Genomic DNA, 20,960 nt, shown 5'->3' with positions numbered 1-20,960 from the left:
CAGCTTTTCAATTTCCCTTAATCATGTTAAACTAAGGAAAAGTAATGCTACGGAGGTTTTTTCCATGGACGTACACAGTATCAGTACCAAATGCGCCCGCACTGAATTTGTGGGAACTGCTGTTCTGGATACCATCGGACTTGTAATTTCAGGAGTTGATGATACTCTTTTAAAGGAAATGAATATAGGGACACGCTATCATACCCTTGGACTTTTCAGTTCCCGTACAGGTGCAGCAGGTCAGATCACTGCTGTCGATGATGCGGTGAAAGCCACTGGCACAGAGGTTCTTTCCATTGAATTTCCACGGGATACCAAAGGCTGGGGTGGACACGGCAACTATATTGTGATTGGCGGAAATGATGTTTCAGATGTGCGCCACGCTATTTCGCTGGCGCTGGAACTAACTAATAAGTATGCAGGAGAATTATATATCAGCGAATCCGGTCATTTGGAGTTTGCTTTTTCAGCCAATGCAGGCGGTGCTCTTGCCATGGCCTTTCACGCAGTTCCAGGGGAAGCTTTCGGATTCATGGCAGGTTCTCCGGCAGCGATTGGACTTGTAATGGCAGACACTGCAATGAAGGCTTCTGCAGTTCATATTACACGCTATATGACACCGAGTATCGGTACAAGCCATTCCAATGAAGTTATCCTTGCCCTCTCCGGAGATGCCAGTGCTGTGAAAGAAGCTGTACTCCAGGCAAGACAGATCGGCCTGGAACTGCTGATCGGAATGGGAAGCTATCCGGAAATTCCGGGAGAACCGTATTTATAACAATCCCCCCTATATATTATTGCAGACAAATGCCCTGACAGGCAGAAGATTTTAATGATCTTAATCCTGTCAGGGCGTATTCTTTTTCCTTAATTCAGTCTGTAAACCTCCGCACTCTGAAGTCCAAATGCAAGTGCCTCTGAATGGCTGTTAAAATAAATATCCACATGTCCGTAAGGTGTTCCAAGATCCTCCACTGTATACACATTTCCATTGATCAGGAGCTGAGTTCCGAATGGCACACCAGCCATGGCAACGGTTCTTCCCGCTGTAGGAACAGTTCCGCTGGCTGTCAGGTTTCCTGCTGTTCCGCAGCACTGTGCACAGTTACAGTATGCGGTGAGAGTAAAGGTTCCAAGGTAGGTTCCCTGTGAAGATGAACTACTGCCCTCGGAAGAACTGTCGGAGCTTTCACTGCTGTCCGATGACTCGGTATAAGAATCATCATAGGCACTGCTGTCATCTGCGTCCTGATTGGAATCACTTTCAGACTCGCTGTAGTCATCGTAGGATTCCTCTGTGCCATAGTTTTCCCCGTCACTTGGTGACTGGGCGGCAGCCTCAGCTTCCTGGGCTACCTGCGCCTCCTGGGCTGCTTTCTCTGCCTCTGCAGCCTGCAAAAGGCTGTAAATACTGCTGTCTGCATTACTGATCTGTGTATTTAAAGCACTGATTTCATCCTGGCTGGCACTGATCTGATAAATATAGGACTGAATGTTCTCATTTGTGCTTGCAGTAAGTGCCTGTACCTCTTGCTGTTTGGCAGATTTCTCTGCCAGAAGTTCATTAATATTCTGAGCTTCCTCTTCTGCCTGCTCTTCCTGGGTCTTGATATCTGCCTGAAGGGCTTTATATTTAGCAAGCATGTTTCTGTCATACTGGGAAATCTGGGCTATATTCTCTGCACGGTTCAGAAACTGAGCCAGATCTTCTGAGGACAAAAGCAGCTCCAGCATGGAAGCACTTCCATTCTCATACATGTATACAATACGCTTCTTCATATCCTGATACTGCTTGTCCGCTGTGGCCTTGGCTTCCTCAAGCTGGGTATTCAGGGTTTTCAGCTCTTCTTCTTTCTCCGCTGCCTGAATTCCAAGCTCAGATACACTGTTGGTAAGGTCTGTATACTGAGCATTCAGCTCTTCCAGATAGCTTTCAAGCTCCTGCTTCTTGCTCTCCAGAGATGCCATGTCGGACTGCTGCTGTGCCAGTTCTGCCTGCGCAGCTTCTTTCTGTGCCTGTACATCAGCGATCTGTTCCTCCGTAGAAGCAGCAAATACTGCCCCAGGCATAGAAACAGTCATGATTCCAGTTAACAGCATTGCAAAAATCTTTTTAAATCTCATCTATGTAAACACCTCGTTATTTTTTTCGTAGGTCAAGTATAACATATTCCGTAATTTTTTCAACACTTTTATTTAACTTTTGTAACATTTACGTAATATTTCACGATTTTCCAGAATCTAGAAAGTTAATAAATACATGGTTATAGAACAAATTCAGGCACAGTATACCGTGAAATAGTTTGGGCAAATCACAGGAATGTTTTTGCAAAAAAACACCCCGCATTTCATGAAACTCTCCATAAAATGCGGGGTTGTAAAAACCTCTTTACTTCTTATACCGCAGCTTCTTCCTCTGCTACAGCTTCCTGGTATTTCTCGAGAATGATCGTCTGGATCTTGTCACGAGTGGAAGAATTGATAGGATGCGCGATATCCCGATATTCTCCATCGGTTGCTTTGCGGCTTGGCATTGCGATGAAAAGACCTTTCTCTCCTTCGATCACCTTGATGTCATGTACTACAAATTCTTCATCAATGGTAATGGAGACTACAGCTTTCATCTTCCCCTCCTTTGCAACCTTTCTCACCCGTACGTCTGTAATGTTCATTTTTGCTGCCCCTTTCCTCTTAATCGCATTTACTGCGCTTTAAGTCTTATTATATTACAAGCTATATCTATCATTATTCTCCACAACGATCTCTACTTCTCCATCACCGCTGTAGTACGAATTTGCCCGGATGGTTCCCCGGCTTTCAACGATACAATTCTCGATATGTGTATTATCCCCCAGATATACATCATTCAAAATTACGGAATTTTTAATTACGCAATTATTTCCAACATAAACATCTTTAAACAGGACAGAATTCTCAACCACTCCGTTTACAATACATCCACTGGAAATCAGAGAATTCTTAACATCTGCGCCAGGATTGTATTTAGCCGGTGGAAGATCATCAATCTTGGTCTTAACTGCCGGCTCCTGTTTGAAGAAGTAGTTACGGATCTCCGGTTTCAGGAAATCCATGTTGGTCTTATAGTAAGATTCAACAGTGGAAATATTGCTCCAGTAGCTGTCGATCTTATATCCATAGATTCTCTTCAGATTCTTATAACGGATCAGAATATCTTTTACAAAGTCATTTCGACCTTCCTGTGCAGCCTTCTCAATCAGTTCGATCAGCTGTCTTCTTCGGATCACATAAATACCTGTAGAAATAGTATTATATGGGGAAACCATTGGCTTCTCCTCAAATTCCTCAATCCTGCAGTCCTCATTCATGCGAAGGACACCGAAACGCTCAACCTCGGAAGGATCCGGACATGTAGTGCATACAACGGTAATGTCAGCGCGTTTCGCAATGTGATATTCCAGAACCTTGTTATAGTCCATCTTGTACACGCAGTCACCGGATGCGATGACAACATATGGCTCATGACTGTTCTTCAGGAAATTGAGATTCTGATAAATAGCATCTGCAGTTCCCTGATACCAGAAACCGTTTTCTTTGGTGATAGTAGGAGTAAATACGAAAAGACCGCCCTGCTTTCTTCCGAAATCCCACCATTTGGAGGAGCTTAAATGCTCATTCAGGGAACGTGCATTGTACTGAGTCAGTACAGCTACTTTCTGAATGCGGGAGTTCGCCATATTACTCAGGGCAAAATCTATGCTTCTGTAGCTTCCGGCAATAGGCATTGCTGCAATTGCCCTTTTGTCTGATAATTCTCTCATGCGGTTATTGTTACCGCCGGCTAAAATAATTCCGATTGCTCTCATGCTTTGTCACCGTCCTTTGTTGCAATTACCTGTCCGCTTTCCAGAATGCCATCCGGATAATCTGCCGGAGTGGTCACACCGGAAATCGCCGTGTTCTTTCCAATCTTAACATTATCCGGAATCACGGAGCCTTCTCCTATGGTCGCAATGCCAAATGCATATACCGCAGGTTTCTTTATATTAGGTGCTTCCTCGCCGCAGCCAAGAACCACGTCATTTCCTATGGTTACGTCCTCTGCCACAATTGCCTTTTCCATGTCTACATTCTCACCGATGATTGTATTCCGCATGATAATAGAATCCCGGATCACACTGCCTTTTCCGATCACAACATTCGGTCCGATTACAGAATTATGTACTTCGCCATAGATTTCAGAGCCTTCACCGATGAGACATCTGTCCAGAACGGCCTCCTCTGAAATATACTGTGGCTGGATGATATCGCCCTTGGTGTAAATCTTCCAGAATTCCTCATAAAGATTAAACTCAGGAATAATATCAATCAGTTCCATATTTGCTTCCCAGTAGGAACCAAGAGTTCCAACATCTTTCCAGTAGCCATTGTATTCATAGGCAAAAAGGCGCTGTCCTTTATCCTTGCAATATGGAAGAATATGTTTACCAAAGTCACAGCTCTGCTGATCCTTCAGTGCGTAAAGCGCTTCCTTCAGAACCGGCCAGCTGAAAATATAAATTCCCATAGACGCCAGATTGCTGCTTGGATGCTCTGGTTTCTCCTCAAATTCAGTTACTCGGAAAGTCTCATCCGTTACCATGATACCAAAACGGCTGGCTTCCTCAATAGGTACAGGCATACAGGCAATGGTCACATCCGCCTTATTTGCCTTGTGGAAGTCAAGCATAACCTCATAATCCATCTTATATATATGATCTCCTGAAAGGATAAGCACATAATCGGGATTGTACTGCTCCATATACGCCATATTCTGGAAAATGGCATTGGCTGTTCCTGTGTACCACTCGCTGTTTGTGCTCTTCTCATAAGGTGGAAGTACAGTTACACCGCCTTCAGTTCTGTCCAGGTCCCACGGAACACCGATACCGATATGGGTATTCAGTCTCAGAGGCTGATACTGTGTCAGGACTCCAACTGTATCAATTCCTGAATTAATACAGTTACTTAACGGAAAATCAATGATACGGTACTTACCTCCAAAAGCTACTGCTGGTTTGGCCACTTTTTCTGTCAGTACCCCAAGTCTGCTGCCTTGGCCGCCGGCTAAGAGCATGGCAATCATTTCTTTTTTAATCATGCTATCACCTCTTGTTGTAGTTATGATTTATCATTATACCATACTTCCCATATTTAATAAACATATTTTACAATTTATTTGTTGATATTTTACTTTTTTTATCGTTATTGTACATGTTTTTTCGACACAACCGAATCTCTGATTGTTTTTTTTATTCATTTTGTACAGTAGTATTACTGTGTTTTGCGAAGCATACTGCTGTGAAAATCGTGAACAGCGACACTGTAGGAAAGGGAAATTATTGTATTGGTTACCGACTATCCAAAGAAATACTTTGCAATTTTTACAGTTCGGGGTATAATAAATGAAAGTAATTGTAAAAATTCATAACGATTCAGGAGGCTTTTCCTTCAATGAATATTGAATCGCTTCAAAAATGATTAGCATAAGGAGATTAACATGTATCAGATAGACTTCCATAAACCGCTTCATATCCATTTTATCGGTATTGGCGGAATCAGCATGAGCGGACTTGCTGAGATCCTTCTCGGCGAGGATTTCAAGGTTTCCGGCTCTGATTCCAAAGAAAGCCCGCTTACGGATTCCCTTACCAGGAAAGGTGCACGCATCTTTTACGGACAGCGCGCTTCCAATATTACAGACGATGTAGAACTTGTAGTTTACACTGCAGCCATTCATCCGGATAACCCGGAATATGCCAGTGCAGTGGAAAAAGGCATTCCAATGCTGACCAGAGCCCAGCTTCTTGGTCAGATCATGCGCAACTACGATACCCCAATCGCAGTTTCCGGAACCCATGGCAAGACCACCACTACTTCCATGATCTCCCAGATTCTTCTGGAAGCAGATGCGGATCCGACCATCAGTGTTGGCGGCATTCTTCCTTCTATCGGGGGAAATATCCGAGTAGGTCAGTCCGAAACATTTGTCACAGAAGCCTGTGAGTATACCAACAGCTTTTTAAGCTTTTTCCCGAAGATCAGTGTGATCCTGAACATTGATGCTGACCATCTGGACTTTTTTAAGGATATTGACGACATCCGTCATTCCTTCCGCAAATTTGCCCAGCTGCTTCCCGCAGACGGAGCCCTGATCATCAATGCTGATACGCCGCATTATCAGGATATTATCAAAGACCTTTCATGCAAAATTATTACATATGGTCTGGAGCATGAAGCTCAGTATCAGGCCACAGATATCACTTATGACAAATATGGACATGCATCCTTTACCGTTCTGAAGGATGGCAGAAAGGCCGGCAGTTTCTATCTGAAAGTTCCTGGCAGCCACAATGTTTCCAATGCCCTGGCAGCAATTGCTCTGGCTCGGCTTCTTCAGATTCCGGATGATGTCATTGTCAAAGGACTTGGCAGTTTCACAGGAACAGATCGCCGTTTCCAGTATAAAGGCGAAGTAGCAGGCGTTACCATTGTTGATGATTATGCGCATCATCCAACAGAAATCCAGGCTACTTTAAACGCTGCACACAATTATCCACACAAGAAGCTGTGGTGCGTATTCCAGCCTCATACTTACACACGTACCAAGGCTCTTCTTCCGGAATTTGCACAGGCTCTTAAGCTTGCCGATCATGTGGTTCTGGCAGACATTTATGCAGCAAGAGAAACAGATAATCTTGGAATCTCTTCCAAGGATCTGCAGGCACGGATCCAGGAGCTTGGTACTCCATGCGAATATTTCCCAACCTTTGATGAGATTGAGAATTTCCTGCTGAATAATTGTGAAGCCGGAGATCTGTTGATCACAATGGGTGCCGGAGATGTTGTTAAAATCGGAGAACAGTTACTTGGAAAATAATTGATTGCAATTTCAGCGGTTGTCATGTCCTTTTAAGACCTGGCATCCGCTGTTTTTGTTTTACCATTTTTATTGTCTCTGATCTGTTTTTCCTGGCAAAACGTGCATACCTTCTCATATCCACGATCACAGACTGTTTTTGCCAAAAATAATTATCCACATTGAAAAAAGCTTGGAAATTCAAGCAATTTAATAGTTATCCACATTATCCACAGGCTTATGCACATTTTTGCACTGGCCTGCATGTGGATTCTTATGTGTATAAAGTGCTTAACATAATACTACGACATAACTCGACAAAAATCACAGTTTTTCTTTAATTTTCCGCATTTTTCGGGTTTCCCATAAACATTATGTGCAACTTGGTTTCCACATTATCCACATTATCCACATTGCAATCCACACACATTTTGTAAAAACTCCGGCAAAAAATCTCCTATTCTCATTTAAAAAGGGGTGTGCTATAATGCAAACACAATGAACAGTGATGATTCATATTCCCAGATAAGGAGTGTTTCCATGATCAGGTTACATAGTACAGGGCTTAATGATGCCACCATTTTATCCAATATTTTTATCGACCATTTTATGCCAAAGGCAAATGGAGAATTTGTAAAGGTCTATATTTATCTGCTCCGTATGCTTGGCCGCCCGGAGGAAGCTTTCGGGCTTTCCCAGATGGCAGACTCCCTGTTCTGTACAGAAGGAGATATCCTCCGCGCGCTGAAATACTGGGAGTCTGAGAAACTGGTTATCCTCTTATACGAGGAAGCTGAATTGACAGGAATTACCTTACAGGCACCGTGGAATGAAGCAAATATGCTGGCTACGGTGACTCCCGCAGGTATCTGTAACGCCGGTTCGCTCAGAGATGTGCCTGATACTTATCACATATCTGCCCCTGAATCCCCAGCCAGCAGTCCCAATGCTCCTACTGATAAACCATTGCAGACTGACCAGATTTCCTACCGTGGCGCGGATCTGCCTGTCCCACCTTCCTCCAAACCACTTTCCGAAACGAAAGCACTTACCCCGGATCGGGTGAAGGAGCTAAAACAGAATGAAGATATTATCCAGCTTCTTTACATTGCTGAGCAATACCTCGGCAAAACACTCACCCCCACAGAGACACGCAAGATCCTGTTTTTCTACGATGAGCTGCACATGTCTGTAGATTTGATCGATTATCTGATCGAATACTGTGTTGGCCGTGACCACCGCAGCATCCGTTATATCGAGACAGTTGCCATGGCATGGAAGGAGGAAGGCATTACCACAGTTGAAATGGCAAAGGATTCCACCTCCCGCTACAGCAAAGAATATTTTTCAGTTCTGAAAGCGATGGGAATTACCAACCGCAATCCTTCAGACGCGGAAATTTCGCTGATCAATACCTGGACCAGGGACTATGGTTTTGCCATGGAATTGATTCAGGAAGCCTGCTCACGGACAGTTCTGCAGACTGGACAACCAAGTTTTCCATATGCAGACAAAATTCTGCAGCGCTGGAAGGATAAGAATATCCGCACTTTAGGGGATGTCCGTCTTCAGGATGCCCAGCACCAGAAGCGCAAACTGGAAAAAGCAGTGTCGAAAGCAGACAAGCCGAAATCTGCAGCCCCAAACCGCTTTAACAATTTCCATCAGCGTGACTACGATTTTGCTGAATATGAGAAGAAACTGCTTAATAAACCAAATTAAATCCTGGAAACAGATTTTTCTTTAAAACACATACGAACGTCTTATAACCTGGAAGGAGAATTTACATGCCCTTACAGAATTACCAATACGATACTATAATGCGGGAATACAACCGTCGCCAGGCCAGGAACCGCCGCATACAGGAAGAGCATCTTGCTGAAGCCTATGAGAAAATTCCCCGTCTGCGTGAAATCGACGAGGAAGTAGCTACTTTAAGTGCCAGGAAGGCCCGGGCCCTGATCAGCCGCCAGGAAGTCGGCATTGAAGATCTTCGCAATGATATTGCCCTGCTTTCCCAGGAACGCACTGCATTACTGCTTTCTTCCGGCTATCCTGCTGATTATTTGGAGATGAGCTACACCTGCCCTCTTTGCCAGGATACTGGCTATATCGGCAGCCAGAAATGCTCCTGTTTCAAGAAGGCAGAGATCGAACTTCTGTATACACAGTCAAATTTAAAAGAAATTCTTGAAAAAGAGAACTTTGACCACTTTTCTTTTGACTTTTATTCTGATACAATAACAAATGATTCAACGGGACTCACCGAACGTGAGACTGCACGTCGCGCGTATAAGATGGCGAAGGAATTTGTCGCTGACTTTGATAATTCTTTCCAGAACCTGTTTTTCTACGGCGACACAGGTGTGGGCAAGACCTTTCTTTCCCACTGCATCGCTCACGATCTTCTGGACAGTGCACACTGTGTACTTTATTTTTCTTCATTCGAGCTTTTTGATTTTCTTGCAGGCTCTGCTTTTTCCAGAGGCAGCGACGCTCCCGATGATGAACCGATTTTTGACTGTGACCTGCTGATTATTGATGACCTGGGTACAGAGCTTACCAACAGCTTTGTATCTTCACAGCTTTTCCTGTGCATCAATGAGCGGATCATGCGCAAGAAATCTACGATTATTTCCACAAACCTGAAGCTGGAAGATTTCTCAGCAACTTATTCTGAGAGAACCTTTTCCCGCATCGCCAGCAACTATCAGATGACCAAGCTTGTGGGAAAAGATATCCGCATTCAGAAAATTTTTTTAGGAGGAAAGTAAAGAATGGCACAAGAAGAATTGACTACACTTCCCGTTGGAAGACTGGGATTAGTTCCTTTGGAAAGCTGCAGGAGCCTTGGACAGAAAGTCGACGAATGGCTCGTTAAGTGGCGTAAGGAGCGTGAGCATTCAGAATCAGATTCTTTCGCCTTTGAAGGATACAAAAGAGATTCCTATACAATCAAAGTTCAGAACCCTCGTTTCGGTTCCGGAGAAGGTAAATGTGTGATCACCGAGTCCGTGCGAGGAGATGATGTTTATATTCTTGTAGATGTATGTAACTACAACATCTCATATCCAATTGGCAAATACACCAACCTGATGTCCCCAGATGATCATTATCAGGATCTGAAGCGTGTAATTGCAGCTATTGGAGGAAAGGCCCGCCGCGTGAATGTAATCATGCCATACCTTTATGAGGGTCGTCAGAGCAAGCGTATTGGAAGAGAGTCTCTTGACTGTGCTACTTCCCTTCATGAACTGATAAATATGGGAGTTGAAAATATTATCACTTTCGACGCACATGACCCACAGATTCAGAATGCCACCCCACTTCATGGATTTGAGACTGTTCAGCCTTCTTATCAGTTTATCAAGGCTCTTCTGAACCATGAACAGGGACTTCATATTGACAATGAGCATTTTATGATCATCAGCCCGGATGAGGGCAGCATGAGCCGTGCGATCTATCTTGCAAACATCCTGGGTGTTGATATGGGCATGTATTACAAACGCCTTGACTACTCCAAGAATATAGGAGGAAGACATCCGATTGCAGCCTATGAGTTCCTTGGTCCAAATGTAGCAGGCAAGGATATGATCCTGATTGATGACATGATCTCTTCTGGTGACACTATCCTGAAGATTGCTTCTCTTCTTAAGGACAGGGGTGCCGGCAGAATTTACCTTTGCTCCACGTTCGGTCTGTTTACAGACAACCTTAAGAAATTCGATGAAGCACATGCTGCTGGTGTATTTGACAAGCTTCTCACTACCAATATGGTATATCAGTCTGAGGAACTTCTTGCAAAACCATATTACATTTCCTGTGATATGAGCAAATACATTGCACTGATCATTGATACACTGAATCATGATATGTCTGTAAGCCATCTGCTGAATCCAGTTGACAGGATTAAACGCTGTGTAAACAAATATATGGCACAGTATGAGAAATAAATAAAATAATTTGAGGCTGACCCTTCCAGGTGTCAGCCTCTTGTTTTGTTATCATTTATTTGTAACTGTTCAGTACTTTCACAGTTACATGCTTCGCGATCACTTAACATTCACTGTAACAGTTTTCTAAAAAATGTCAGCCATATCCTTATTATTGGTAAAAAGCAGCACCTGTCTGGGCTGTTTTTTCAGCCACCTGAAAACTGCCATAAGCTTATCCTGATTCTTCCCATGGAAAATATCATCCAAAATAACTGGAAAAACAGTTTCATTCGTGAACAACTCAGCAGCAGCCATCTGAATAGAAAAATACAGCATTTCAAGGTTTTCCTTTTCCAGATTTTCTGCCAAAACAGTTCCCTCTTCCAGACACAGTTCCAAACTCTGTCCCTCATCTCCATAGAACTCTATATATTTTCCATCTGTAAGTTCCCTGAAAATTTGGGATGCTCGTATCCGAATCTTTCTGCCTTTCTCAAGATAAATACTGCGTGACAGCTCTTTAATGGTATCCATAGCCAGGTTCAAGGACTGTGTTTCCAGATCTTCAGAAGTAGGAAGTGACATTTCCAGCTCAAATTCCTGATATTCGCTCTGCAAATTCGTAAAAGCAGTCAGTTTCTCACCGTAAATTCCATCAATATCTTCTTTACTGGATTTCAGCTTTTCCTGCTGTGACTGCAAATACACTTTTTTCTTCTTTAGCTTTACAAACTCCATATGCAGCTTTCTTCGTGCAGTAAGTGTATAAACCATTGCCACAACAGCAGCAATGATGCATACATCCATTCCTATTTTAGACATCTCATCAGTTAACTGAAATCTTCCAACAATACCAATAATTCCCACAATAACGGCCAGAATACCTGCTATCACCATTCCCAGATTCTTTTTCTCTATAGTCTGCAGCTGTTCTTCAATCACAGTGGCTTCTTCTTTCCCTGCTGCCGAATAGATTTTTGCCTGCGCCTGAACCACCTGCCCCTTCTGGTCCCGAAGTCCATCCAGGTCATTCTGCAGACTTTCCAGTTTCTCGCTCAGTTTTTCCTGTTCTCTCTGAACTGCTTTCCTGCCACGTTCTTTCTGGGTGAGATATCCCTTGCGCCACATCTTCAGCATCTGCTCCGTTCTTCCAAGATCCACCAGACCATCTCCGCTTTTGCTGAGAACAGCCAGTTTATTCTGTAGTTCCTTTGCCATTTCCCTGGAAGAACTACCGCTAAGTGATTCTACCATAACAGTATTGTCGAACAGGTTCTCACTAAATCCCCCAAGGATCCTCTCGAGGGCTCCATTTTCCCCATTTAAAATTTCTCTGGTATCTTCACAGAACAGCTCACAATTATGGATTCCTGCCCCTGTTTCCCGCGTCAGGCGGTAATCTTTTCCATTGTGCTGAAACCATATAGTTCCACCATATTTTTCCCGGGAAGCTTCAGTTCCTGCTTTTTCATAAATTCCATTCTTTTCCTGCATTTCCTCAGGCACTCCAAAGAACATGCTCTTCACAAAGATAAACACAATGTTCATTTCTGTTTCTTTTAGTCCATAGAGCACATTTACTCCAGAGGTCAGTTCTATGTCTTTTTCCCGAAGCCCACCAAAATTATTTATTAATATGCGTTTAAAAATCATATAACCTTATTCCCTCGCACATACATCTCAATTTTACACTGCAATACATATTTTCTGTTACTATCTGCTTTGTGTCAGCTGGAATGTCTTGTCTCCAACAGTGCCTGCAAACCATAGTACAGGGCCTTATCTTCCACTGTATTTCTGTTTTTTTCCATAAAAAAGCAGATATAATCCCCTATCAAAGTTCCGGCATATTTTTTTTGCAGTTCTTCCAGATCATAAGCAGGTCTGGTCTCATCCAGTACTTCTGTAATATTTCCAAAGGATTTCAGTTTTTCCGGAATCAGAAAAAGCTCTGGTTTTCTTTTCCCTTGAAGAATTACACGATATATATTCAGTCCGCCTTTTTTAAATATCTCATCCTTCAAAGCTTCTTCAATAGATAGCTGGGTGCTTTCTTCATTTACATTGAGAAGAAGCTGACTATAGGTTCGAATAGAAAACGGCACAAATCTGGTTTTCACTTTTCCATTTTCAATCCTTCCCTCAATGTAGCCATGTGCTCCCAGATCATTGCTTTCAATTGGCTCAAGAGCTCCGCTGTAAGCAGCCACATCTCTTATTACGCTCTGTGGAGTATGGAAATGCCCCAATGCAATATAATCAAAACCAGCTCCTGCAAGTGCAGCTATATTTAACGGGCAATGGCTTTCATCACCGCCATGAGCCATAAGAATATGCACTCCATCATTTTTCACAGGGCGTACGCCATCATACAAGGGCTGTCTGATCTGTGAATGTTCATAGCTCATTCCATAAACATATACCTCGAATTGCGTATCTTTCACACAGGTTACCTTCTCTTCTGGAAAAAAAGTCACATTCGGTGCCCAGGTGAAAGTTCTGTAAAAAGAATTTTCTTTCAGATAATCCCTTTCTCCTGCCATTAAATATACCCTTGTTTCCGGTATTCCGGAAAATAACTCGTTTACTTCTTTCAATTCATATGGAAGTGGCTGACGATGGAACAAATCTCCGGCTATAAATAACAAATCCACCGGATTTTCGCGGATACCCGCAATAACCCGGCGGAATGTTTCCCAGATTTCATTCTCCCGCTTGTCACTCCATGGGCAGCCTCTGTCGGGCACTGCACCAAGATGTACATCTGCAAGATGAATAAATCTCATTCTTTTACCTCGTTTTATAAATCGCAGTTGTTAACTGTTCTCGGGAATGGAATTACGTCACGGATATTACCCATTCCTGTGAGATACATTACACAGCGCTCAAATCCAAGACCAAATCCTGAATGACGTGTAGAACCATATTTACGCAAATCAAGATAGAAGTCATAGTCTTCTTCCTTCAGCCCAAGCTCTTCCATACGAGCTTTCAACTTACCATAGTCATCCTCTCTCTGGCTTCCACCGATAATCTCACCAATTCCAGGAACCAGGCAGTCCATAGCTGCAACAGTCTTGCCATCCTCGTTTGCTTTCATATAGAATGCTTTAATTTCCTTTGGATAGTCTGTAACAAAAATAGGTTTCTTAAAAATCTGTTCTGTCAGATAACGCTCATGTTCTGTCTGCAGATCACATCCCCAGGATACTTTATAATCAAACTTGTCATTATTCTTCTCGAGAAGCTCAATTGCTTCTGTATAAGTAACACGACCGAACTCAGAGCTTGCCACATGGTTCAATCTGTCAAGAAGTCCTTTGTCCACAAAAGAATTGAAGAAGTTCATTTCCTCCGGAGCATTCTCAAGAACATATCCAATCACATATTTCAGCATCGCTTCTGCAAGATTCATGTTGTCTTCAAGATCAGCAAATGCACACTCAGGCTCGATCATCCAGAACTCAGCTGCATGACGTGTGGTGTTGGAGTTCTCGGCACGGAAAGTTGGTCCAAATGTATATACATTACGGAATGCCTGTGCAAATGTCTCACAGTTCAACTGACCGCTTACAGTCAGGTTTGTCTCTTTCCCAAAGAAATCCTGAGAGTAATCAATATTTCCCTTATCATCTGTAGGAATATTATTCAGATCCATGGTTGTAACCTGGAACATCTCACCTGCACCCTCGCAGTCACTTCCTGTGATCAGCGGAGTGTGTACATAAACAAAACCTCTCTCCTGAAAGAATTTGTGTATTGCATATGCACAGAGGGAACGTACACGGAAAACAGCCTGGAAGGTATTTGTTCTGGAACGAAGATGTGTGATCGTTCTTAAATACTCAAGACTGTGGCGTTTCTTCTGAAGCGGATAATCTGGTGCAGATGTTCCCTCTACAGAAATCTCTGCAGCCTGGATCTCAAATGGCTGTTTCGCCTGTGGAGTCGCTACCAGAGTTCCCTTTACAATAATCGCTGCGCCTACATTCAGTTTGGAAATCTCAGCAAAATTGTCCATTGTATCATGGTAAACGATCTGAAGGGTCTCAAAATATGTTCCATCATGGAGAACAACAAATCCAAAGGTCTTGGAATCACGAACGCTTCGTACCCAGCCGCCTACGGTGATTTCCTGATCCAGGTATTTATCCCGTTCTCTGTAAATCTCTTTTACTGTTGTAAGTTTCATAATTAGTTCCTCTTTCTCCTCATTTTTCCAAACACTCATTTCTCTATAGTATAGACTATTCCTCTTATTCGCGCAAGGATATTTTTCCAGGGAATAAAAGAAGATCCTGTCTGTTAAGCTTCGACACTTTTGGACAAAGATCTTCTCTTCTGTAAGTATTTTCCTATTGCAAAGTTGCCTCATTCTCAGTATTTCTCTGAACGTTTAATGCAATATAAGATAATCCAGACAATACTTAAAAATTCGTTTGTAAGTCTTGGTGGTGTAATGAAGTCCATCATCGTCTGGCAGGTCAACTCCAGTTCCACTAATATTGGTACCATATCCATTCTCCATCAGATAAGAATACGTATCAATATATTCGAAAGTGCTGCCAAGAGCACTACCCACAACAGAATTGAATTTGCGGATTACTTCTTCTTTTCGGATTGCATTCTTACCAAGATATTCGATTGTCTTACTGTTTACCGGATTCACCGACATAAAGAACAGCTTGCAGTTCTTTTTCTGTAAGCTCTCAGCAATCTCCTGATAATAAGAAATATAATCATACATATTTCCAGGATCGTTTACTCCCAGATTAAAAATAACCGCAGTCGGTTTCAGAACGGAATAATTCTCTTCTGCAATAGAAAGAACCGTATTCATTCCCTGAGACTTCAGCCATTCAAGGCCCTTTCCCTCTTCGTATACAAAATCAATATCACGCAGCAGATTCGACTCATAATACCCTGAATTTAAATTTTGCAGCGTTCTCTGCATACGATTGGTACGGGAGTCTCCTACAAAAATAATGTGATTGTACCCCCGGCTGCTGCCATTTCCAATCTTCCAGCTGCTTGCGGATTGCAGAAGCTCTGAAAGAGTCAGGTCTTCCTCAGCGGAACGGTTAAACACAACTGCATACAGCTTTATGTTGCTGTTTACTGTAATAGTATCACCAGCTTCATAACGCGGTGCTGTGCTTTTTCCTAACTGGATATCCCATCCCATAAAGGTGTATCCGGATGCATTTCTTACAGACGGCAATGTATAAGAACTTCCAGATGCTACATTCTCTGTCTTGTAAACGGTTCCATCATTCTTGCACAAAGCCACCGTAAATGTTGTATCAGACTCGTAAACAGCATATAATTTTATATTTTTTTTGATTCGAATCTTCTGTCCCTCTGTATACGCCGCTTGGGAAGCATTCTTTTTAGTACTCCATCCAACTGCCTTATAGCCGCTTTTTTGTGGAAGCTCTGGCAAGGTAAGATATCCGTTTTTTGTAACAGCTTTGTTTAGTTTCTTAAATACTGTACTGGTGCTTCCGGTATTATCATAGAAATAAACTTTATATATACCAACTTTTTTACGCACCGCGTACAGATTTATATTCTTTTTCAGACGTATTTTTTTCCCCGCGGCATATACCGCTTTGGTATCGTTTTTCTGAGTGGACCAGCCAAGATTTTTGTATCCGGTAATTGCAGGAACTGCCGGAAGCTTAATTTTTTTCCCGGCACTTACCTTTATACGCAGCTTGGAATAAGATGTTTTTCCACTTTGATTCCAGAATCTGACAACTACGTTCTTAGTGGCCGCCTGTACAGACTGAACACCACTAATCCCAATTTTTCCATCATTTCTAAATGAAACTCCGAACAAAATCAACATTGTGGCCAACAGAACCCGGAAAATCCTATTTTTTCTTTTTGTTTTATTTTTCATAGGCACTCCTCTGCTTTTTAATGTCTCTCCTGCTTTCATCATCTGCACAGAAAATAAATAGTTCTTATTTCATCTTCTGTGCTGTCTTCAGTATAATCAAACGGACACATTCTTTCAACCCCAAAAGATTGTCTTTATGATTTGGTTACAAATTTTCAATAAAACGCATAAATGCAGCTCTGCCCTCTCCTGTACATTTGTAAACACCAGCATCTTCCAGCACGTGAACAAACACATTTCCAACTTCTTTATGAAGAACCTCTTCAATATTGTCTTTATCAAGATGATCGTACTTCGGAAGGAATTCTTTTACCCACTGCGCATGTTTTTCAATCTTCTCATTAGAAGCAACATCCTTGCCATCCAGAATATATTCTTCCAAAAGCTCCAGTTCTTCTTTTAGTCGCGCAGGGAGAACTGCCAAGCCCATAACCTCGATCAGACCGATATTCTCCTTCTTAATATGATGGTACTGTGCATGCGGATGATATACGCCAAGAGGATTTTCTTCTGTGGTAATATTGTTTCGCAGAGTCAGATCCAACTCATACATATCACCTTTTTTACGTGCGATCGGAGTGATCGTATTATGAGGTTCACCATCCGTTTCTGCAAAAATGAATGCAGCCTCATCTGTATAGCCTCTCCAAACCTCCAGCACATGAGTTGCCAGATCAATCAGGCGCTTCTCATCTTTATGACGGATACGAAGTACAGACAGCGGCCATTTTACAATACCAGCCTCCACATCCTCATAGCCCGGAATAGTTACATATTTCTCAATTTCAGCCTTTGCCATAGCAAACGTATAATGGCCGCCCTGGAAATGATCGTGACTGAGAATAGAACCTCCCACAATCGGTAAGTCTGCATTTGACCCCAGAAAATAATGTGGAAACAGCTTCACGAAATCAAACAGCTTGATAAATGTGTTTCTCTCGATTTTCATAGGTGTGTGCTGGAAATTAAATACAATACAATGCTCATTATAATAAACATAAGGAGAGTACTGCATTCCCCACGGACTGTCATTGATTGTGATCGGAATGATTCTGTGATTCTCTCTTGCAGGATGATTTGCGCGGCCTGCATATCCCTCATTTTCCGGACAAAGCAGACATTTGGGATAGCTGCTTGATTTGATAAGCTTTGCCGCAGCAATAGCTTTCGGATCTTTCTCTGGCTTAGAAAGGTTGATTGTAATATCAATTGCTCCATAAGGAGAATCCACAGTCCATTTCTGGTCTTTCTTTACACGATAACGACGAATATAATCACTGTCCTGGCTTAATTTATAGAAATAATCTGTTGCTTCTTCCGGAGATTTCTCATATTTTTCCCAGAAAGACTTCTGTACCTGAGCCGGGCGGGGCATAAGACAGTTCATTAATCTTGTATCAAACAGATCTCTGTAAACCACACTGTCCTGAATCAGACCACGTTCTACAGCTTCGTCTAACAGTTCTTTCAGAACTTCTTCCAGATTAATATCAGAATATTCCTCTGCCGGTTCTGTGTATTCATCTTCTTTAAAAACATCAAGAAGAAGATTTGTTGTATAGTTTTTCTCACAGGCAGGAGTCAGCCCTGTCTCAATTCCATACTGTACCAGTTTTTTAATACTTTCGCTTAGCATTTTTCTGTCCTTTCCTGTTGCTTTATTTTTAACAGTCTGTCCTCCACCACAGACAGACTGTTAACCACCACTTTGCTGCATCTTTCACATCCAGCATTTTTTGCATACATGTTCAATATCGGACTGTACCGGCTTTCCCAACAGCCACTTTAAAGCTTCAGTTTCTCAACATAACTTATAAAAATATTGCCGGCCTTTTCAAACAGCTCCGTACTGTCATTCATACCGTAAGGATAAGTTTCCCCTTTCTGCGGATCGTACAGATATGTGTTATATTCATCATATCCAATGATCACAACACTGGTATTATCCCCGGTCTTGGCAATTACCGGACGCTGGGCGCTGACCTCATATAAGACACTGTCTAATGTACAACCAGACAAATCAATGATAGTACCCTCATCCCCAAGAGCCTCCTGCAGTGCTGTAACATCCAGGGATGCACTCTTCATTGCTTCCGGCACATCCTCCAGATTAAGAGTCAGCTTTGTCTTCTTATTTCCACGCTCCCATACATACTGCTGAGCACGATTCAGCACAACACCAGTCTGATCATCTGCTCTTTGAAGCGCAAGTGCAGGATCTGTGAATGTACTGTCCAATCCTCCTTTTGCATAAACATAGTAAATATCTTCCTCAGGAATCTGCGTATCCAGAATAATACGGTCATCACCTATATTTTTCATTTTTGCATAAACGACTAACGGTTCCTGAATTTCAGGCGTTTCAGTGAGAGCCAGTCGTATCTGAGTTCCGGTTCTGGAATTTGTCACAAGTTCCACGGATACAGTATTGGTCGAGGCTTTGGAATTATTCAGAATATTATCCTTGCTTACTGCTTTGTATCCTTTTTTTGTCTTCTTGGACAACTGAAATTCCATCATAGTGTTTCCCATGGTAATATCAGTTACATACAATCCATCCTGATGATATTCTTTTTTCAAAGTTCCATCAAATCCTTCAATACGGACCGTATGAATCCCCGTAGTCTCATGACCATTATCGTCTGCGATCACATCTCCATCAACTACGATTCCATAAACAAGATCTTCATTCATAAATCCATTCAGCACTAAAGACTGTCCTGAAGATGGTGCAAGACTCCTGGTTTCTAATGTTTCAAAATCTATTTCTTTTATATTTCCGGCGCTTTCACCTTCCTGAATGATCCATGCAGCATGTGCACCTGTATCCGAAACAGCAAAGTCATCTATTTTAATTCCTTCCTCAAGAACCTCACTGGTACCATCTGAAATGTTTATCTTATAAAGCTTATTTGCAAATAAAAGATAAAGAGCATTTTCTGTACTGACATAGGATAATGTTCCAAGATCCTCTTTCAAGAATTCGTAGGATTCTGTAGACGGAATAAATACTTTTTCTTCCACCACATTCTGATCATTGCTGTAATGATATACACAAACACCACAGTATCCTTCCCGAACGCCTCTGTTCATATATCCATAAAGAACAAAGTCCACATCTCCGTTATCTTCCACACGGATGATCTTTATATTATGCTGGTATCTGGAATCCCTGAAATCTCCATCCGTTTCTTTGCGAAAACTGAAAATTCTGGAAAATTTTCCATCATCAGGAGAATAAGACCATAAATCCCCTTCCTGAACGAAAGCAAGAACTCCTGCGTTTTCATTCATCATATATTCCACATTTTTGTCTCTGACTCCAAGTAAAAGCCCCTTGTCGGAAATGCTGATGGAGCTTTCCTCAAATACCTGTGATGCACTTCGTTTAAAATCCAGAAGCATGATTCTGGTTTCAGTATAACGCATCCGGTAAAATTCTGTCACATCATAGATTTCCTGGTTTCCATTTTCATCCAGTGCCGCAATCTGATATTCAACAGAAAGACTGGCTGTGGTTTCATTAATATCCTTCACTACAGGAATTCCCTTTCTGTAAATCTGAGGGTTCAGATTGCCCCAGCTGATCTGGGCAAATGTAGAATTGATATTAATGTCTGTATAGTTGGTAGACGTACTGGATGTGTCTGATTCCAGGTAAGCAGTCAGATCCTCGGCGGACGCTTTATCCAGACATTTTTCATAAAAGCTCGCAACAAACTTCACGTACTGAGCAGCATTCACATTGGATCTGGAAACTACTCTTGTATAGTAATAAGCTGTTCCCTTATTTGTCTCAAGAGATAATTGCAAAGAATACTCCTGATTCATCAAAAGATCACTGCTCAGCTTAATTGTTGTTGTCAGATAGCTGTCCTGTTTATCCAGACTTTTAATCTTACGGTTTTCCAGTACCTTACTGCCATCTGAAGTACGTATCTCATAGGAAAGGCTTTTCACCTTTGTATCATAGGCATTTATGACAAAGGACAGTTCCTTGGATGTATCAATAGGCGTCACACTGTCCCTGGTAAAATCAGACTGCATAGGCTGTGCATAACCATACATCCTGTTTGCATAATTTCCATCAAAATCAACCATTACCTCCGGAAAAACCGGATCATTCATATCAGAGCGGTCATCCGTAGTCTCACTATTCAGCAGGAACGAACTTCCTGCCACGCCGAGAACAAAAACAAACAGGAGAATCACTGCTCTGCGTAAAAATTTAATCATTCTTTCT

15 protein-coding genes are annotated in these 20,960 nt (G+C 42.2%); 5 read left to right on the top strand and 10 right to left on the bottom strand.

Features of this window, described 5'->3' with window-relative positions:
- Positions 1–64 precede the first annotated feature (64 nt).
- A complete protein-coding gene (gene pduB, locus I2D69_RS12255) occupies positions 65–778 on the top strand; it encodes a microcompartment protein PduB (RefSeq protein ID WP_173769799.1) in 714 nt (237 codons plus the stop codon).
- An 89-nt stretch (positions 779–867) separates the two neighbouring features.
- Here the strand turns inward: pduB and I2D69_RS12250 are convergent, their stop codons facing one another.
- The 4 genes from I2D69_RS12250 to I2D69_RS12235 all read right to left on the bottom strand — a co-directional run bounded on the left by I2D69_RS12250 (position 868) and on the right by I2D69_RS12235 (position 5,119).
- A complete protein-coding gene (locus I2D69_RS12250; protein WP_173770893.1) occupies positions 868–2,124 on the bottom strand; it encodes a hypothetical protein in 1,257 nt (418 codons plus the stop codon).
- A gap of 272 nt (positions 2,125–2,396) precedes the next feature.
- A complete protein-coding gene (spoVG, locus tag I2D69_RS12245) occupies positions 2,397–2,672 on the bottom strand; it encodes a septation regulator SpoVG (protein WP_173715856.1) in 276 nt (91 codons plus the stop codon).
- Positions 2,673–2,726: 54 nt separating this feature from the next.
- Positions 2,727–3,845 (bottom strand): glucose-1-phosphate adenylyltransferase subunit GlgD, encoded by a 1,119-nt coding sequence (gene glgD / locus I2D69_RS12240; RefSeq protein ID WP_118577983.1) that lies wholly within the window; start codon positions 3,843–3,845, stop codon positions 2,727–2,729.
- Positions 3,842–5,119, bottom strand: a complete 1,278-nt coding sequence (locus I2D69_RS12235) for a glucose-1-phosphate adenylyltransferase (RefSeq protein WP_173769802.1) — start codon at positions 5,117–5,119, stop codon at positions 3,842–3,844. Before I2D69_RS12235 ends, glgD begins: the two co-directional genes overlap by 4 nt.
- 399 nt (positions 5,120–5,518) lie before the next feature.
- Here I2D69_RS12235 and murC point away from each other — a divergent pair, with 399 nt between their 5' ends.
- The 4 genes from murC to I2D69_RS12215 all read left to right on the top strand — a co-directional run bounded on the left by murC (position 5,519) and on the right by I2D69_RS12215 (position 10,830).
- Entirely contained in the window at positions 5,519–6,898 is a 1,380-nt protein-coding gene (murC, locus tag I2D69_RS12230; RefSeq protein ID WP_173769803.1) for a UDP-N-acetylmuramate--L-alanine ligase, read from the top strand.
- Positions 6,899–7,417: 519 nt separating this feature from the next.
- Positions 7,418–8,599 (top strand): DnaD domain protein, encoded by a 1,182-nt coding sequence (locus I2D69_RS12225; RefSeq protein ID WP_227198838.1) that lies wholly within the window; start codon positions 7,418–7,420, stop codon positions 8,597–8,599.
- Positions 8,600–8,664: 65 nt separating this feature from the next.
- Positions 8,665–9,651, top strand: a complete 987-nt coding sequence (locus I2D69_RS12220) for an ATP-binding protein (protein WP_148462214.1) — start codon at positions 8,665–8,667, stop codon at positions 9,649–9,651.
- Positions 9,652–9,654: 3 nt separating this feature from the next.
- Complete coding sequence (locus tag I2D69_RS12215) at positions 9,655–10,830, top strand: ribose-phosphate pyrophosphokinase (RefSeq protein WP_148462213.1); 1,176 nt, start codon at positions 9,655–9,657, stop codon at positions 10,828–10,830.
- Between the two features lie 126 nt (positions 10,831–10,956).
- Here I2D69_RS12215 and I2D69_RS12210 read toward each other — a convergent pair whose 3' ends face one another.
- The 6 genes from I2D69_RS12210 to I2D69_RS12185 form a co-directional block, all read right to left on the bottom strand.
- The gene (locus I2D69_RS12210; RefSeq protein ID WP_148462212.1) at positions 10,957–12,465 is read right to left on the bottom strand and encodes a hypothetical protein; all 1,509 of its coding nucleotides are present in this window, start codon (positions 12,463–12,465) and stop codon (positions 10,957–10,959) included.
- 74 nt (positions 12,466–12,539) lie between these two features.
- Positions 12,540–13,598, bottom strand: coding sequence for a DNA repair exonuclease (locus tag I2D69_RS12205; protein ID WP_195379968.1), 1,059 nt, complete (start codon positions 13,596–13,598; stop codon positions 12,540–12,542).
- A gap of 14 nt (positions 13,599–13,612) precedes the next feature.
- Positions 13,613–15,004 (bottom strand): asparagine--tRNA ligase, encoded by a 1,392-nt coding sequence (asnS, locus tag I2D69_RS12200; RefSeq protein WP_173715850.1) that lies wholly within the window; start codon positions 15,002–15,004, stop codon positions 13,613–13,615.
- Between the two features lie 204 nt (positions 15,005–15,208).
- On the bottom strand, positions 15,209–16,717 hold the full coding sequence (locus I2D69_RS12195) for an InlB B-repeat-containing protein (RefSeq protein ID WP_173773067.1): 1,509 nt from the start codon (positions 16,715–16,717) through the stop codon (positions 15,209–15,211).
- Positions 16,718–16,862: 145 nt separating this feature from the next.
- On the bottom strand, positions 16,863–18,353 hold the full coding sequence (gene galT, locus I2D69_RS12190; RefSeq protein WP_118577991.1) for a UDP-glucose--hexose-1-phosphate uridylyltransferase: 1,491 nt from the start codon (positions 18,351–18,353) through the stop codon (positions 16,863–16,865).
- 149 nt (positions 18,354–18,502) lie between these two features.
- Positions 18,503–20,953, bottom strand: a complete 2,451-nt coding sequence (locus I2D69_RS12185) for a hypothetical protein (protein WP_118577992.1) — start codon at positions 20,951–20,953, stop codon at positions 18,503–18,505.
- Positions 20,954–20,960: the final 7 nt, after the last annotated feature.

Origin of the sequence: Ruminococcus sp. D54t1_190329_F1 (genome assembly GCF_015551645.1) — a bacterium.
GTDB classification, from domain to species: Bacteria; Bacillota; Clostridia; order Lachnospirales; family Lachnospiraceae; genus Blautia_A; species Blautia_A faecis.
The sequence above is the reverse complement of the archived record's forward strand: the minus strand, read 5'-3'. Positions and strand labels throughout refer to the sequence as shown.

Coding starts and splice junctions, on each gene's coding strand:
- pduB (WP_173769799.1), top strand. CDS start 65: ATGGACGTACACAGTATCAGTACCAAATGCGCCCGCACTGAATTTGTG.
- I2D69_RS12250 (WP_173770893.1), bottom strand. CDS start 2,124: ATGAGATTTAAAAAGATTTTTGCAATGCTGTTAACTGGAATCATGACT.
- spoVG (WP_173715856.1), bottom strand. CDS start 2,672: ATGAACATTACAGACGTACGGGTGAGAAAGGTTGCAAAGGAGGGGAAG.
- glgD (WP_118577983.1), bottom strand. CDS start 3,845: ATGAGAGCAATCGGAATTATTTTAGCCGGCGGTAACAATAACCGCATG.
- I2D69_RS12235 (WP_173769802.1), bottom strand. CDS start 5,119: ATGATTAAAAAAGAAATGATTGCCATGCTCTTAGCCGGCGGCCAAGGC.
- murC (WP_173769803.1), top strand. CDS start 5,519: ATGTATCAGATAGACTTCCATAAACCGCTTCATATCCATTTTATCGGT.
- I2D69_RS12225 (WP_227198838.1), top strand. CDS start 7,418: ATGATCAGGTTACATAGTACAGGGCTTAATGATGCCACCATTTTATCC.
- I2D69_RS12220 (WP_148462214.1), top strand. CDS start 8,665: ATGCCCTTACAGAATTACCAATACGATACTATAATGCGGGAATACAAC.
- I2D69_RS12215 (WP_148462213.1), top strand. CDS start 9,655: ATGGCACAAGAAGAATTGACTACACTTCCCGTTGGAAGACTGGGATTA.
- I2D69_RS12210 (WP_148462212.1), bottom strand. CDS start 12,465: ATGATTTTTAAACGCATATTAATAAATAATTTTGGTGGGCTTCGGGAA.
- I2D69_RS12205 (WP_195379968.1), bottom strand. CDS start 13,598: ATGAGATTTATTCATCTTGCAGATGTACATCTTGGTGCAGTGCCCGAC.
- asnS (WP_173715850.1), bottom strand. CDS start 15,004: ATGAAACTTACAACAGTAAAAGAGATTTACAGAGAACGGGATAAATAC.
- I2D69_RS12195 (WP_173773067.1), bottom strand. CDS start 16,717: ATGAAAAATAAAACAAAAAGAAAAAATAGGATTTTCCGGGTTCTGTTG.
- galT (WP_118577991.1), bottom strand. CDS start 18,353: ATGCTAAGCGAAAGTATTAAAAAACTGGTACAGTATGGAATTGAGACA.
- I2D69_RS12185 (WP_118577992.1), bottom strand. CDS start 20,953: ATGATTAAATTTTTACGCAGAGCAGTGATTCTCCTGTTTGTTTTTGTT.